The following is a 15,040-nucleotide window of genomic DNA, read 5'->3' as shown; positions in this document are numbered from 1 at the left end:
GCTTTCATAAATGTTCTTAATATTTCTTAAAAAATATTATTATTTCGTATAAAAAACGATCTTTTTTTGTGTTTATGTGTGAAGGAAAAGAAATACTCCCAGAAAAAATGACTGGGAGTCGTGTAGGTAGAGGTTTTATTATATTGTTTTGGGCTATTTTCTACACCAAGCTTTCACAGGACGTTGTGTGAGAGATATCGTTAGAAACTTTCCCAATTGTCGTCTGTTTCATGATGATTAGTTTTGATTGTTGGTGTTTTTATTGTTTCAGTGTCTTGTGATTTAGCTGAAAATACAGGTAATTTAGTTTGAACGGGGGCGGTTTTTTCATCTTCAACTTTAAATGTATTCACAATAGTATCCAACATACTTGCTTGTTCACTTAATGTGGCAGAAGCCGCTGTTGATTGTTCAACCATCGCCGCATTTTGTTGAGTTGCTTTATCCATCTCGTTAACAGCAAGGCTAATTTGTGCAATTCCTCGCGTTTGCTCTTCCGATGCAGATAAAATTTCTTTCATCGAACCTGAAACATGATTCACAGATGTCACAATCTCACCCATTGATAAACTAACTTGTTCGACGAGATCATTACCTTGTTTAACACGTAATATTGTCGATTCAATAAGCTCTTTGATCTCTTTTGCCGCTTCTGCGCTACGCTGTGCTAAATTACGAACTTCACTGGCTACCACTGAGAAACCACGACCTTGTTCGCCAGCTCTGGCGGCTTCAACGGCAGCATTAAGCGCTAATATATTGGTTTGGAAAGCAATGTCATCAATAACCGCGGTGATTTCACCAATCTTTTGTGAGCGATCGGCAATATCGGTCATTGTCATTACCATCTTATTACTATGCTCACCACCTTGAACGGCAATATCAGCAGTACTCATAACCAGCTCTGTCACTTCACGGGCGCTTTCCGTGTTATTACGAATAGTTGCGGTCATCTGCTCCATGCTGGATGCCGTTTCTTCTAATGCGCTCGCTTGCTCTTCAGTTCGGCTTGATAAGTCATTATTACCCGCTGCAATTTCTTGTACGCCAGTGTAAATAGTTGCACTCGTATTCCGAATAGAGCTTACCATCTCTTTTAATTGCGCACGCATTTGCTGTAAGCCGAGCATAAGCTGATCGATTTCAGTCTTACCTGATACATCGCTATCAATGCGACTGACTAAATCACCTTTAGCAATGGCGTCTTGATAGGTGATCATTTGGTTAATGCGTACAATAATGTATTTGCGGATCCAAATAAGAACCAGGGTGGTAAAGAGGAGGAAGATACCCATAAAGAGTGATGCTATCCACAACATGCTATGGTAGTTATCTTCTGCTTCAATCACTGAAGGGTTAACAACTTCATCCGTAATAAAGTCGGTAGCTTCATACAATGAATTCGTGAAGTTAGTGTTTGCCGGACTTTTTAAAATTAAACGAATCGCGTTAGTGTTACGTTCACTTAAATACTGTGCCAGTAAATCAAGATCAGCTCGGCTCTTTTGATAAAGCTGTTTGATCTGAGCCATACGTTGCTGATCGAAACCTGTTTGCGCGGATAGTTCAACATACTCATTCATCAATGCATCAACTTGCGCTTTACGGGCAGGCATGGTCTGCATAAATGTAGTGATGTTTGTATCCTCAGCTTGAGGATTTGATATATAACTAAATGCTTGTGCAATAATATCAGTACGTAATGTATTCAACTCCGCATAGGTATTATCCATCGTGCGTAGTTGATCGAAACTGTATGAAATTTTTTTAAGAGTGTTTTGAGTTTGGTAGGCATCGTGAATGCTTTGTACTCCAGAAATAATCTGAATAATACAAAACAGAGTCAGGACACACATTAAACCTTGAGAGATTTTAATTCGTTTTAACATAACCCTACCTATTAGCTTTGCCTTTTCGTTGGTAAGTGGGAGGTCCACTTAGCAGAATGATTAATTCGGCTGAAATGTTAAAAACTTTAGCGTGAAAGAATTTATTTCCCTTACTTAATATAAATAGGTAGAAAATAAACGTTAGATTGTTATTTTTATTGGGTTATTGCTAGGTAGGGAGAGATTATGTTTTGTGTAAATCATGCTATTGTAAAATGATATCAATACGGTAAGTGAAATGAATTGTATAAATATTAAGAATGAATTGAAGGAAAAAAAGCAAGGAACTATTTTACTTAAAAATAGTTCCTTTTTTAAGAAATGACATTGTATTACTGGGCTTCAAATGCGTTTGTCATTTTTTCTAATGTTTCTTGTAATTCCATCCACTCCATTTCCACTTCTTCTAGGGCGGATTTCGTAACACCTTGTCGGCTTAAGCAATCAGAAAGCTCATTTTTACGGCTTGTATCATAAATACCACTATCAGAAAGAACGCTTTCGATATCACTAAGCTCTTGGCTTAATTTATCCATCTTGCTTTCTAATGTGGTAAGTTTCTTGCGTAAAGGCTGGGTTTGTTGTCTAAATTCAGCTTCTTTGCGTTTTTGCTCTTTTTTATCCTGAGCACTTAAATTGGCAGTCGTCGTGATATTGTTGTTATCTTGTTGGCTTTTATTTGCCTGTGTTTCTTGACGATTTTGATCAACTAACCATTGTTGATAATCATCAAGATCACCATCAAATGGCTCGACTTGACCATCATGTACAAGGTAGAGATCATCAGTGGTAGAGCGTAATAAATGCCTATCATGCGATACAACAACAATTGCGCCTTCAAAGCTAATTAAAGCTTGAGTCAGTGCTTGACGCATATCTAAATCAAGGTGGTTTGTTGGTTCATCCATTAATAGCAAGTTAGGGCGTTGCCAAACTAAAAGTGATAAAACTAAGCGTGCCTTTTCACCGCCAGAAAATTGACCACAAGCATCGGTGACTTTATCGCCATGGAAACCGAATCCCCCCAAGTAATCACGTAATTTTTGTTCAGTTTCTTTGGGCGCTAAGCGGGTTAAATGCTGCAGTGCTGATTCATCAGCGCGTAAAAACTCTAATTGATGTTGAGCAAAATAACCAAGTTTAATGCCTTTAGAAAGAGCTAATTTCCCTTGTAAGGGTTGTAGTTCGCCAGCAAGTAATTTAATCAGCGTCGATTTACCTGCCCCATTACGCCCTAATAATCCAATACGTGAGCCGGGAACTAAATTGAGTTTGATATCATTGAGAATAACTTTTTCACCATAACCCGCACAGACCTTCTCCATTGATAAAAGTGGATTGGGTAAGCTTTCAGGTTGGCGGAAACTAAATTGAAATGGGTTATCTGAATGTGCAGGAGAAACACGTTCCATGCGTTCAAGCATTTTTACACGGCTTTGAGCCTGTTTTGCTTTTGTCGCTTTCGCTTTAAATCTATCGATAAAACTCTGTAAGTGTGCAATTTTGGCTTGTTGATTTTCAAACAAAGCTTGCTGTTGTGCGAGTTTAGTTGCTCGTTGCATTTCAAACGAAGAGTAGTTACCTGAATATTCAAAGATTTTTTCTTGCTCAATATGCAAGATTTTATCTACGATAGGATCAAGAAAATCACGATCATGAGAAATTAAAATAAGTGTACCAGTGTAGCTTTTTAGCCATTTTTCTAGCCAAATAACAGCATCTAAATCTAAGTGGTTGGTGGGCTCATCGAGAAGTAGTAGGTCAGATCGACAAATCAGCGCTTGTGCTAAGTTTAAACGCATTCTCCAGCCACCTGAAAATGATTTTACAGGTTCGCTAAGTTGCTGTTGGCTAAACCCTAAACCATTCAGTAAGGTCGCTGCTCTCGATTGTATTGTCCATGCATTAATGGCATCTAATTGTCCGTGTATCAGTGCAATAGCATGACCATCGTTTATTTCGTTAGCTTTTTGTAATCGTTGTTCTAACTGGCGGTATTCTCTGTCACCATCAATAACATAATCAATAGCAGGTACATCAAGTGCGGGGGTTTCTTGGTTAACCCATGCCATTGACCATGTACTAGGATAGGTAACATTACCTGCTTCAGCCTGAAGTTCACCTTTCAATAAAGAAAGTAATGTGGTTTTACCACAGCCATTTTTACCGACTAGACCAATTTTTTGCCCTGGATTAATGGTTGCACTGGCATTGTCCAGTAACACTTTGACACCACGGCGAATTTGCAAAGAAGAAAAAACAATCATAAATATCGTCTATTAAGAGTATGTAAATTAATATATAGAGTAAGTTGTTCGTAACAGTTGGTCACAATGCGTGCATGGTAACGGAAAAAACCGTTTCTGACACGTTTTGTAAGGAGGAATGATGTCAAACGCATCAAATGTATTGCTGGTGTATGTTCATCCCGAGCCGCGCCAATCAATTGCTAATAAAGCATTATTAAAAGCGGTGAGGGATTTAGAGAATATAACTATCCATGATTTATATGCTACTTATCCTGATTTTTTTATTGATATACACCATGAACAATCCTTGCTGTGTAAGCACCAAGTGATCGTTTTTCAATTTCCATTACAAACATATAGTTGTCCAGCATTATTAAAAGAGTGGCAAGACCGAGTGTTAACTCGCCCCTTTGCCAATAAAGCAGGTCGGGCACAATTAAAAGGTAAGTCATTTCGTTGTGTAATTACAACGGGAGAGCCAGAACTGGCTTATCAACATAATGGGAAGAATCACTACACACTCACAGAATTATTACGCCCTTTTGAATTAATGGCCGAAATGTGTGGTATGCGCTGGCTATCACCCATGGTTGTGTATTCAGCAAGACAACAATCTAAAACAACACTGACTTATATCGGTGAAGCTTATCGTCATTGGCTAAGTGCACCACTTGAAGGGGAGCAAGCTTAATGGAAGATAATTGGATGATTAAAGCTGTTCTCTTTTTCCTGTGTGCTGCCGTGGTTATGGTACCTATTGCACAGCGTCTTAAAATTGGTGCTGTACTCGGTTATTTGATTGCTGGTATTGCGATCGGACCTTGGGGATTAGGGCTGTTTAAAGATGTCGATAATATCTTACATTTTGCTGAATTAGGGGTGGTTTTTTTAATGTTCCTTATTGGTTTGGAATTAAATCCAGCCAAGTTATGGGAACTGAGACGTGCCATTTTTGGTGTGGGTTCAATGCAGGTGGTATTAACCGCTTCTATTTTTTCAGGGCTTATTCTTGTTTTTACGTCTTTCTCATGGCAGGCCGCTGTGATTGGTGGATTAGGTATTGCGATGTCTTCTACGGCGATGGCATTGCAACTTATGAATGAGAAAGGAATGAACCACAATGAAGGCGGGCAATTAGGTTTCGCTGTTTTACTTTTCCAAGATATGGCGGTTATTCCTATCTTGGCTGTTATTCCTTTGTTAGCCGGAGAAACGGCAAGTAGCGATTGGTATCGCATTGGTGTGAAAGTCGCGGCTTTTGCTGGGTTGCTGATTTGTGGTCGTTATTTATTACGTCCACTTTTACGCTTAGTGGTGAAGTCTGGCGTCAGAGAAGTTTTTACTGCTGCCGCACTACTTGTTGTATTAGGTGCCGCTATTTTTATGGAAACCTTAGGTTTTTCCATGGCAATGGGCACCTTTATTGCGGGAGTGTTATTGGCAGATTCAGAATATCGACATGAATTAGAGATCGCTATTGAACCTTTTAAAGGTCTACTTTTAGGACTCTTTTTTATTTCTGTCGGTATGTCTTTAGATATCGGTATTTTATGGCGCTATCTTCCACAAGTATTATTGGGCGTCTTAGTGCTGGTTATTGTGAAAGCCTTGATCCTTTACAGTATTGCTTGGTTAGCCAAATTGCATTTTTCCCCGCGTTTACAATTCTCGGCGGTATTAAGCCAAGGTGGTGAATTTGCGTTTGTTGTGTTCTCGACATCGATGGCTATGGGCGTATTAGAGAGTCAGCAAATGGCATTATTGTTGGTTGTTGTCACACTTTCTATGATGACAACGCCTCTTGTGATGCAAATGACAGACGCTGTGTTTGCTCGTCGTTATAATGAAGCCAAAACAGACGAACAGCCTTTTGTTGAAAATAATCACCCAGAGGTCATTCTTGTCGGATTTGGTCGAATGGGGCAGGTTGTAGGGCGTTTGTTAATGGCAAATAAGATTAACGTCACAGTATTAGAGCATGATGTTGGAAGCATAAGCACCATGCGTAAATATGGCTATAAAGTTTATTACGGTGATGCAACCGATCTCAATCTATTGCGTGCTGCTGGCGCAGAGCATGCTAAAACGATTGTTATTACCAGTAATGAACCTGAAGCTACGATGGAAATCGTTCATCTTTGCCAACATCATTTTCCTAATTTGCATATTATTGCAAGGGCAAGAGGACGAGTTGAAGCTCATGAGTTGCTCAAAGCAGGGGTGACAGATTTTAGCCGTGAAACATTTTCTAGCGCCTTAGAATTAGGACGCAAAACATTAATTGAATTAGGCATGCATCCTCATCAAGCATATCGAGCACAACAGCATTTTCGTCGTCTGGATATTAACTTATTGAGAAAGCTGGTGGATGAATCTCCGGAAGAAGTCTCTAACGTTTCACGAGTAAAAGAAGCGAGACGGGAACTTGAAGAGCTTTTTAGTGAAGAAATTCGTCAAGAGCACCATCAGCCTGATATTTGGGATGACTCTTTAACAGAAGACATTCCTCAAATACATAAAGAAAAAAAAATCTATTGATAAATAGGAGAATTGACCCCATGTCTGCAACCCGTAAACGCTTTATCGCAGGAGCCGTGTGTCCACACTGTCAAGCTCAAGATACACTTAAAATGTGGCGTGAAGATAAAGTGGATATTGTGGAATGTGCGAAATGTGGCCATCAGCAACGGCAAACAGAGGGTGAGGTTAACTCGCTTGTTCGTGAAAATGAACAAGTCATTGGGATCTTTACACCACAATAATTGTAGGTTTTTTTGATATAACCCGATACAGAAGATTTATTTTTCGTTACAATCGGGAAAATTTTGCCCACGGGTATGTAGGAGATGTCATGAAAGTAGCAAACGACTTGGTAGTTAGTCTGGCTTATCAAGTAAGATCAGAAGACGGTGTTTTAGTTGATGAGTCCACGGTGAGTGCACCGTTAGACTATCTGCATGGCCGTGGTTCTTTAATCAGTGGTTTAGAAAATGCATTAACAGGTCGCGAAGTCGGTGAAAAATTCGACGTAGAAGTTGCTTCTGATGATGCATATGGTCAATACGACGAAAACTTAGTTCAACGCGTACCGAAAGATGTTTTTGTTGGTGTTGATGAGTTAGAAGTGGGTATGCGTTTTCTTGCTGATACCGATCAAGGTCCAGTACCAGTAGAAATTACAGGTATTGAAGGCGACGAAGTTATCGTTGATGGTAACCACATGTTAGCAGGTCAAAACCTGAAGTTTCATGTTGAAATCGTTGCAATTCGTGAAGCGACTGAAGAAGAATTAGCTCACGGTCACGTACACGGTGAAGAAGAAGAGCACGAATGTTGTGGTGGCCACGGTCACGGTGAAGAAGGCGGATGCTGTGGCGGTGGTCACGGACATGGCCATTCACACGGTGAAGAAGGTGGATGCTGCGGTGGCGGCGGTCATGGTCATGGTGGTCATGGTCACGGCAATGGCGGTTGTGGTTGCCAGCACTAATCTTTCGTTGAAAAGATCAAAAGGAGCGTTTAAGCGCTCCTTTTTTGTTTTCCGTTTTGATGTTAACAGCGGACGACGACTTAATAGTGAGGTGGAGGCGTTTCATCCTCAGGTCTAGCAAGTATTGAGGTTTGAGAATTTTTTAAGCGCTCAGAAACAATTTTTAAGGCTTCCTTAAAGCGGCTAATTTCAATTTGCTGTTGTGTGACGACTTGATTCAATTCTTCAATAGTCGCATCTTGGAAAGCAACTTTGCTTTCTAATTGAATGAGCAATCGTTCTACTTCCTTAATATCCATTGTGTTTTTCCTCCTTTAAAATGTCCTATTACGACGAATATGACTCAAAAACTCACGAAATTTAATCTTATTTACTGATATATACACAGGAAGACATAAATCTGGTTTGAGATAAAAGACTATTTTGCTAATGTGGTAGCACTCTGTGCTGACAAAAATCCTAACATTAACTGTTAAGAGTGTCGGCAAATTTTTTAAATTCATATAAAATTGCTACCCGCGGATGAGATCTATACCGCAACGACAGCAAGATGTGATGCAAAACGTTTTTATGAAGATCTATGATGATCGTTTGTAAAACGTAGCGACTCACAAACATATACTGGAGAATGGGATGAAATCTTTATTAAAAACGACGTTGCTGGCAACCAGTTTAGCTTTCGCATTCAGTGCACCTCATGCATTCGCTGAAGAAGCAACCGCTAAAGTGCCAACACTAAATAGCGCATTTAAAACTCAAAATGAGCAAAATGCCTATGCGTTAGGCGCGTCGATGGGCCGCTATATGGAAGCTGCGTTACAAGAACAAAAAAATATTGGTATTACTTTAGATTCTAAACAACTGTTAGCGGGTGTTCAGGATGCATTTAACAGTAAATCAAAATTATCAGACTCTGAAATTGAATTAACGTTAGCGGCTTTTGAAGATCAAGTCCGTACTGCTGCAACAGCAAAAATGGAAAAAGAAGCGACTGAGAACAAAATTGCGGGTGATAAATTCCGTACAGAGTTTGCCGCGGAAAAAGGTGTGGTAAAAACCAAATCAGGGTTACTCTATTTAGTTGAAAATCCTGGGAAAGGTAAAACACCAACAGATGCTGATCGTGTTACTGTAAACTACAAAGGCATGCTGATTGATGGTAAACAATTTGATAGCTCTTATGATCGTAACGAACCTCTGACAATTAGCCTGAAAAGCGTTATCCCTGGCTGGACAGAAGGTATGAAATACATCAAAGAAGGCGGTAAAATCAAGTTAGTTATTCCACCAGAATTAGGCTACGGACAACGTGCAACAAGTGGTATTCCAGCTAACTCAACATTAGTCTTTGAAGTTGAATTACTGAGTGTTGAAAGCGAGAAGTAATTCACTTATCGTTAACTACCACTAAAAAATGCTGACATTTATGTCAGCATTTTTATTTCTAATGTATCGTTGATCATTTATAAACACAGAGTGTTAGTCTACGGCCTCTTCTACAATAATGGCTTTGGGCTTTTTAAAAACAAACAGCAAGCCGACAATAATTGCTCCCATCCCTGCTAAGCTCAACCAAGACATCTTATTACCTAAGAAGATGTAATCCATTAATGCTGTCACGCCTGGTACTAAATAAAATAAACTCGTGACATTAACTAAATTACCGGTTGTGAGTAAGCGGTATAGTAGCAATTGTGCAACTACAGAAATGATCACCGCAAGCCAAAGGACTGGAATAACAAAGCCAATATCGAATGAAGCATGAAATGGCTGGAAGGGGACAAATAACAAGCACAACACAAGGCTAACAACATATTGTAACGGTAGGGCATCCATGGGGGCTAATTGCAGTTTTTTCTGTGAGATTGCGCCAAAGCTCATACAAAGTAGTGCAATTAAGGCATAAATCATTCCCGTTAATGATAACGCTGTATTAAATAAACTTTGGGCAACGACTAATACTAATCCTGCTAAGGCGATTAAAAGCCCGAATAGTCGTGTCGCTGTAAAATTACGCTCTATTATCCATAGGGTAATAATCGGTTGAACACCCATAATGGTGGCTAGCATTCCAGGTGTAATGCTATTAGCGAGTGCTAAAAGATAACAGATGGAATAGCCACCGATAATAAGTAGGCCAACCCATGCCGTTTTTAAACGGCTTCCTTTGGGGGGTAAAAAGCGATGGCGCTGAATACACAAGAAAGTGAGAAATACTAAAGCGATAATAAAACGCCACGTTAAAATAGCAAATGAGCTACCATTATCTAATCCCCAACGAGAAAAGATAGCACCACTACTCCACAATAAAACGAATAATGTCGTTGGGCCGAGTTTTGCCCAATATTGATGTAAATACATGCTGAGATACCGGTAAAATAAGCAATGAGTGCGCTTGATTATTTTTAGTGAGTATTAGCTAATTGATAAAATCTCAATGAATAAACCTAACCAAAATATCATTATATTGAGGTTGGTTAAGTACGTTCTTAAGCTAAGCAAATCAATCAAGCAATGTGAGTTGCAACAACAACCGTTGTATTGACTACAACCACTTTCACAGGCGGAGGTGGTGAAGAGAGAATTTCAATAGGTATAGAAGCAACAGAAATTAATCCTATTATTGATGAGGTTTGCTGAGATTGGCATTTCATCAGTATATTCATAGGATTAATCACTCGTTAAAATAACAATAATTTGGAATATAGGTAATCTATTCAATAGTGTCAATCTTTATCCTGGCCCCTTAAAAAGGGACGGTTGTAAAAATAAAAGATAGGAATGAGTACAAAATATAAAGAAAAATGAAAAAAGCTGTGACCTATCACAAAGCTCTTATTCTAAGTTACTTGACGTAGATCTTCTGACGATCTAACGTCAGAATCGTTCTTAATTCTGTTTTTATATTTAATTTTTTTTTAATATTGAATTGATCCGCAATGACGAATCGTTATAAAAAATAGAACCTCAAGTCATTATCATAATTAAAGCCTTTAAGGATTATATAATCAAATGTCTAGCCCGTTATTTAATGGTGACAGCAGCGAGTTTGAAAAACTAGATAGCCGACCTTTTACTCAAACTGATCACGAAGTACTAAAGTCCTATGAAGCTGCCGTGGATGGTTTGGCAATGCTTATTGGTAATCATTGTGAAATCGTATTGCACTCTCTGGAAGATTTGAAATGTTCAGCGGTTAAAATCGCGAATGGAGAACATACTGGTCGTAAGATTGGTTCTCCAATTACCGATTTGGCATTACAAATGTTACATGACATCACAGATGAAGATTCAAGTTTTTCAAAGGCTTATTTTACTAGAGCGAAAAGTGGTGCATTGATGAAGTCAATCACGATTGCTATTCGTAATCGTGAACGTCGTGTCATTGGTTTATTGTGTATTAATATGAACCTTGATGTCCCATTTTCTGAAATAATCAAAACCTTTATTCCTGAAGAAACGCATGAAGTCGCATCTGATGTTAACTTTGCATCATCCGTTGATGATTTAGTCGCTCAAACATTAGAGTTCACGATTGAAGAAGTTAATAATGATCGTGAAGTTGCGAATAATGCTAAGAATAAACAAGTCGTATTAAGCCTTTATGAGAAAGGTATTTTTGATATCAAAGATGCTATTAATCAGGTTGCAGACCGCTTAAACATCTCAAAACATACTGTGTATCTCTATATTCGCCAGTTTAAAAATGGCGAATAAGGCAACATTATGAGTTCCTTGACATATTGCTTAGTGGTTACGGGGCCTCATTACGGAACTGAACAAGCTTCGAGTGCCTATTTATTCGCAAATGCCCTTCTTGAAAAAGGGCATCAAATTGCACAAATTTTCTTCTATCGGGAAGGTGTTGTGAACGCAAATAAATGGGTATCGCCTGCAAATGATGAATTTGATCTTCCTAAAGCGTGGGTTGCCTTGGCGAAAAAACATCAAATTCCCTTGCATGTTTGTGTTGCTGCCGCATTGCGTAGAGGAATTATTGATGAGCAGCAAGCCAAAGAGCAGGAAATGGATAGCTATAACATGGCACCTGAATTTGAGTTAAGTGGTTTAGGATCACTGGCTCAAGCGATGTTGACCTGTTCCCGTGTGGTGCAATTTTAATGAAGAAAATGAATTCGATCGCATTCCTTTTTACTCAAGCGCCTCATGGTAATAGTGCAGGGCGAGAAGGTTTAGATGCTTTACTTGCAACCTCTGCATTAACAGAAGATATTGGCGTTTTTTTTATCTCTGATGGTGTGTTTCAACTTGTTGAAAATCAACAGCCTGAAGGGATATTGTCACGTCATCATGCGGCAACATTTAAAGTACTACCCTTGTATGATGTGACAAATGTCTATATATCTCAGAAAGACATGGTTCATCGTGGATTATCCTCTCAAACTTCTTTTGTGTTGGATGTTCAGGTGATATCCCATCAAGATATCGCTCAAAAATTGAGTGAATATGATGTGGTATTACGCTTTTAATACAGAAGTTAGTCAGGAAGGTTGAACAGTTATGTTGTATACTTATTCTGTCTCTATTTATCAAAGTGATTTAGCGACTTTTTTATCTTTATTGACAAAAGAAGATGATGTTTTGTTAATACAAGATGGTGTACTCGCAGTCCTCGAAGATAATCCTTTATTAAAATATTGTCTTCAACAGCAAATTTCAGTTTACGCATTAATTGATGATGTTTTAGCAAGAGGCTTAAAAGATCAAGTATCTCATCATATTAAACTTATCAATTATGGTGGTTTTGTCGATTTGACGGTAAAACACCCCCAACAAATTCATTGGGGAGCATAGAATTGCTGTATAATTCTTGACACATGAGCCCGTCAGCAATAAAATTCTGCGTCCTCATGTTTTGTCTTGTTGACAAGACAGAGTTCAAATCCGTGTTTACGAAGCAAAAACCAGGAGCTTTTTTTAAATGGCAACTATTAATCAGCTGGTACGCAAATCTCGTAGCTCGAAAGTTGTTAAAAGCAACGTTCCAGCTCTGGAAGCTTGCCCGCAAAAGCGTGGCGTATGTACTCGTGTATATACTACCACTCCAAAAAAACCAAACTCAGCACTGCGTAAAGTATGCCGTGTGCGTTTGACTAACGGTTTCGAAGTTTCTTCCTACATCGGTGGTGAAGGCCACAACTTGCAGGAGCACTCCGTAATCCTAATCCGTGGTGGTCGTGTTAAAGACTTACCAGGTGTGCGTTACCACACTGTTCGCGGCGCGCTGGACTGTTCTGGTGTTAAAGACCGTAAACAAGCTCGTTCTAAGTACGGTGTGAAGAAGCCAAAGGCTTAATGGTTCTCCGTTAAGTAAGGCCAAACATTTTTTCACAAATAATGTCAAAATAAACTCATTGAGTTTTGGACAACCCTGAATTTTAAACGGAGTATTTCCATGCCACGTCGTCGTGTAATTGGTCAACGTAAAATTCTGCCAGATCCTAAGTTCGGATCAGAACTGCTGGCTAAATTTGTAAACATTCTGATGGTAGACGGTAAAAAATCTACTGCAGAATCTATTGTATATAATGCGCTTGAGACCCTGGCTCAGCGTTCAGGCAAAACTGAACTGGAAGCGTTCGAAATCGCATTAGATAACGTACGTCCTACTGTGGAAGTTAAATCCCGCCGTGTTGGTGGTTCAACTTACCAAGTTCCAGTTGAAGTACGCCCAGTTCGTCGTAATGCATTAGCAATGCGTTGGATTGTTGAAGCTGCTCGTAAACGCGGTGATAAATCCATGGCGCTTCGCCTGGCAAATGAATTATCTGATGCGGCTGAAAACAAAGGCGCTGCTGTTAAGAAACGTGAAGACGTTCACCGTATGGCAGATGCAAACAAGGCGTTCGCACACTACCGTTGGTAATAATCCACGGAGTATTGCAACTCTTTTCAGGACAGCTCTGCTGTCCTTTACCTGAATTGAACGCCCACGAGAGAGGAAAAAATGGCTCGTCAAACCCCCATAGCACGCTACCGTAATATCGGTATTAGTGCGCACATCGATGCCGGTAAAACCACTACAAGTGAACGTATTCTGTTTTATACCGGTGTAAACCATAAAATTGGTGAAACTCACGAAGGTTCAGCAACAATGGACTGGATGGAGCAGGAGCAGGAACGTGGTATTACTATCACATCCGCAGCAACTACTGCATTCTGGTCTGGTATGGCTAAACAGTTTGAGCCTCACCGTGTAAACATCATTGACACCCCAGGACACGTTGACTTCACAATCGAAGTAGAACGTTCTATGCGTGTTCTTGATGGCGCGGTTATGGTTTACTGTGCAGTTGGTGGTGTTCAGCCTCAGTCAGAAACAGTATGGCGCCAGGCTAACAAATATCATGTACCACGTATCGCGTTCGTTAACAAAATGGACCGTATGGGTGCAAACTTCCTGCGTGTTGTTGAACAAATCAAAACACGTCTGGCAGCAAACCCAGTTCCACTGCAAATTCCAGTAGGCGCTGAAGAAAATTTCACCGGTGTTGTTGATTTGATTAAAATGAAATCAATCCGTTGGAATGAAGAAGACCAAGGTGTTACCTTCGAATACGAAGACATTCCTGCAAATCTGCAAGATTTAGCTGAAGAATGGCATAACAACCTAGTTGAATCAGCTGCTGAAGCATCAGAAGATCTGATGGACAAATATCTGGGCGGTGAAGAACTGACAGAAGCAGAAATCAAAGCTGCTCTGCGTAAACGCGTTCTAGATAACGAAATTATCCTGGTTACCTGTGGTTCTGCATTTAAGAACAAAGGTGTTCAGGCAATGCTGGATGCGGTAATTGAATACCTGCCAGCACCAACAGATGTTCCTGCAATCAAAGGTATGTTACCAGACGGTAAAGATACTCCAGCAGAACGTCATTCAAGCGACGACGAGCCATTCTCATCTCTGGCATTCAAAATCGCAACTGACCCATTTGTTGGTAACTTAACATTCTTCCGTGTGTACTCTGGTGTTGTAAACTCAGGTGACACAGTTCTGAACCCGGTTAAAGACAAAAAAGAACGTTTTGGCCGTATTGTTCAGATGCATGCTAACAAGCGTGAAGAAATTAAAGAAGTTCGTGCAGGCGACATCGCGGCTGCTATCGGTCTGAAAGACGTAACTACAGGTGATACTCTGTGTGCAATTGAAGCACCAATCATCTTAGAACGTATGGAATTCCCAGAGCCAGTAATCTCTGTTGCTATCGAACCTAAGACTAAAGCTGACCAAGAAAAAAATGGGTATCGCTCTGAACCGTCTGGCTCAGGAAGATCCATCTTTCCGCGTATCAAAGTGACGAAGAAACTGGTCAGACTATCATTGCTGGTATGGGTGAGCTGCACTTAGACGTGTTAGTTGACCGTATGCGTCGTGAATTTAAAGTTGAAGC

16 protein-coding genes and 1 pseudogene are annotated in these 15,040 nt (G+C 39.8%); 12 read left to right on the top strand and 5 right to left on the bottom strand.

Annotated features, from left to right (window positions below; translation table 11 throughout):
- Positions 1-200: 200 nt before the first annotated feature.
- The gene (locus tag BHE89_RS18105) at positions 201-1,889 is read right to left on the bottom strand and encodes a methyl-accepting chemotaxis protein (RefSeq protein WP_069369609.1); all 1,689 of its coding nucleotides are present in this window, start codon (positions 1,887-1,889) and stop codon (positions 201-203) included.
- A gap of 332 nt (positions 1,890-2,221) precedes the next feature.
- On the bottom strand, positions 2,222-4,156 hold the full coding sequence (locus tag BHE89_RS18100; RefSeq protein ID WP_069369610.1) for an ABC transporter ATP-binding protein: 1,935 nt from the start codon (positions 4,154-4,156) through the stop codon (positions 2,222-2,224).
- Positions 4,157-4,277: 121 nt separating this feature from the next.
- Between BHE89_RS18100 and kefG the strand changes: the two genes are divergently transcribed.
- The 4 genes from kefG (at position 4,278) to slyD (ending at position 7,628) form a co-directional block, all read left to right on the top strand.
- Positions 4,278-4,829 carry a glutathione-regulated potassium-efflux system ancillary protein KefG gene (gene kefG, locus BHE89_RS18095; RefSeq protein WP_069369611.1) on the top strand — a complete coding sequence of 184 codons (552 nt, stop codon included), beginning with the start codon at positions 4,278-4,280 and terminating at the stop codon, positions 4,827-4,829.
- Positions 4,829-6,676, top strand: a complete 1,848-nt coding sequence (gene kefB / locus BHE89_RS18090; protein WP_128860700.1) for a glutathione-regulated potassium-efflux system protein KefB — start codon at positions 4,829-4,831, stop codon at positions 6,674-6,676. The genes kefG and kefB overlap by 1 nt, the downstream gene beginning before the upstream one ends.
- Before the next feature lie 20 nt (positions 6,677-6,696).
- Positions 6,697-6,900, top strand: coding sequence for a YheV family putative zinc ribbon protein (locus BHE89_RS18085; RefSeq protein ID WP_036914399.1), 204 nt, complete (start codon positions 6,697-6,699; stop codon positions 6,898-6,900).
- 89 nt (positions 6,901-6,989) lie between these two features.
- Complete coding sequence (slyD, locus tag BHE89_RS18080) at positions 6,990-7,628, top strand: peptidylprolyl isomerase (protein WP_069369613.1); 639 nt, start codon at positions 6,990-6,992, stop codon at positions 7,626-7,628.
- 80 nt (positions 7,629-7,708) lie between these two features.
- Here slyD and BHE89_RS18075 read toward each other — a convergent pair whose 3' ends face one another.
- Positions 7,709-7,927 (bottom strand): SlyX family protein, encoded by a 219-nt coding sequence (locus BHE89_RS18075; RefSeq protein ID WP_023583298.1) that lies wholly within the window; start codon positions 7,925-7,927, stop codon positions 7,709-7,711.
- 334 nt (positions 7,928-8,261) lie between these two features.
- On the opposite strand from BHE89_RS18075, the gene fkpA reads away from it, so the two are divergent.
- On the top strand, positions 8,262-9,014 hold the full coding sequence (fkpA, locus tag BHE89_RS18070; RefSeq protein ID WP_069369614.1) for an FKBP-type peptidyl-prolyl cis-trans isomerase: 753 nt from the start codon (positions 8,262-8,264) through the stop codon (positions 9,012-9,014).
- Positions 9,015-9,107: 93 nt separating this feature from the next.
- Here fkpA and BHE89_RS18065 read toward each other — a convergent pair whose 3' ends face one another.
- Together BHE89_RS18065 and BHE89_RS23920 are read right to left on the bottom strand one after the other, a co-directional pair.
- The gene (locus BHE89_RS18065) at positions 9,108-9,989 is read right to left on the bottom strand and encodes a DMT family transporter (RefSeq protein ID WP_069369615.1); all 882 of its coding nucleotides are present in this window, start codon (positions 9,987-9,989) and stop codon (positions 9,108-9,110) included.
- A 146-nt stretch (positions 9,990-10,135) separates the two neighbouring features.
- A complete protein-coding gene (locus BHE89_RS23920; RefSeq protein ID WP_171742532.1) occupies positions 10,136-10,282 on the bottom strand; it encodes a hypothetical protein in 147 nt (48 codons plus the stop codon).
- Positions 10,283-10,640: 358 nt separating this feature from the next.
- Here BHE89_RS23920 and BHE89_RS18060 point away from each other — a divergent pair, with 358 nt between their 5' ends.
- The 7 genes and pseudogenes from BHE89_RS18060 to fusA form a co-directional block, all read left to right on the top strand.
- Positions 10,641-11,345: a helix-turn-helix transcriptional regulator gene (locus BHE89_RS18060; protein ID WP_069369616.1), complete on the top strand. Its 705-nt coding sequence runs from the start codon at positions 10,641-10,643 to the stop codon at positions 11,343-11,345.
- 9 nt (positions 11,346-11,354) lie between these two features.
- Positions 11,355-11,750, top strand: coding sequence for a sulfurtransferase complex subunit TusD (gene tusD, locus BHE89_RS18055; RefSeq protein WP_069369617.1), 396 nt, complete (start codon positions 11,355-11,357; stop codon positions 11,748-11,750).
- Positions 11,750-12,118 (top strand): sulfurtransferase complex subunit TusC, encoded by a 369-nt coding sequence (gene tusC / locus BHE89_RS18050; protein ID WP_077885157.1) that lies wholly within the window; start codon positions 11,750-11,752, stop codon positions 12,116-12,118. The genes tusD and tusC overlap by 1 nt, the downstream gene beginning before the upstream one ends.
- A 31-nt stretch (positions 12,119-12,149) precedes the next feature.
- Positions 12,150-12,443, top strand: a complete 294-nt coding sequence (gene tusB / locus BHE89_RS18045) for a sulfurtransferase complex subunit TusB (protein ID WP_069369618.1) — start codon at positions 12,150-12,152, stop codon at positions 12,441-12,443.
- Between the two features lie 127 nt (positions 12,444-12,570).
- Positions 12,571-12,945, top strand: a complete 375-nt coding sequence (gene rpsL, locus BHE89_RS18040) for a 30S ribosomal protein S12 (protein ID WP_004236497.1) — start codon at positions 12,571-12,573, stop codon at positions 12,943-12,945.
- Positions 12,946-13,044: 99 nt separating this feature from the next.
- Positions 13,045-13,515, top strand: a complete 471-nt coding sequence (gene rpsG / locus BHE89_RS18035) for a 30S ribosomal protein S7 (protein ID WP_004246897.1) — start codon at positions 13,045-13,047, stop codon at positions 13,513-13,515.
- An 81-nt stretch (positions 13,516-13,596) separates the two neighbouring features.
- Positions 13,597-15,040: pseudogene (gene fusA, locus BHE89_RS18030) on the top strand (elongation factor G); the annotation flags it as partial.

It is taken from the genome of Shigella sp. FC1967, from assembly GCF_001743005.1.
In the GTDB taxonomy this organism is placed as follows: Bacteria; Pseudomonadota; Gammaproteobacteria; order Enterobacterales; family Enterobacteriaceae; genus Proteus.
Note: the sequence above shows the minus strand (reverse complement) of the source record. Positions and strands in the feature narration are given on the sequence as shown.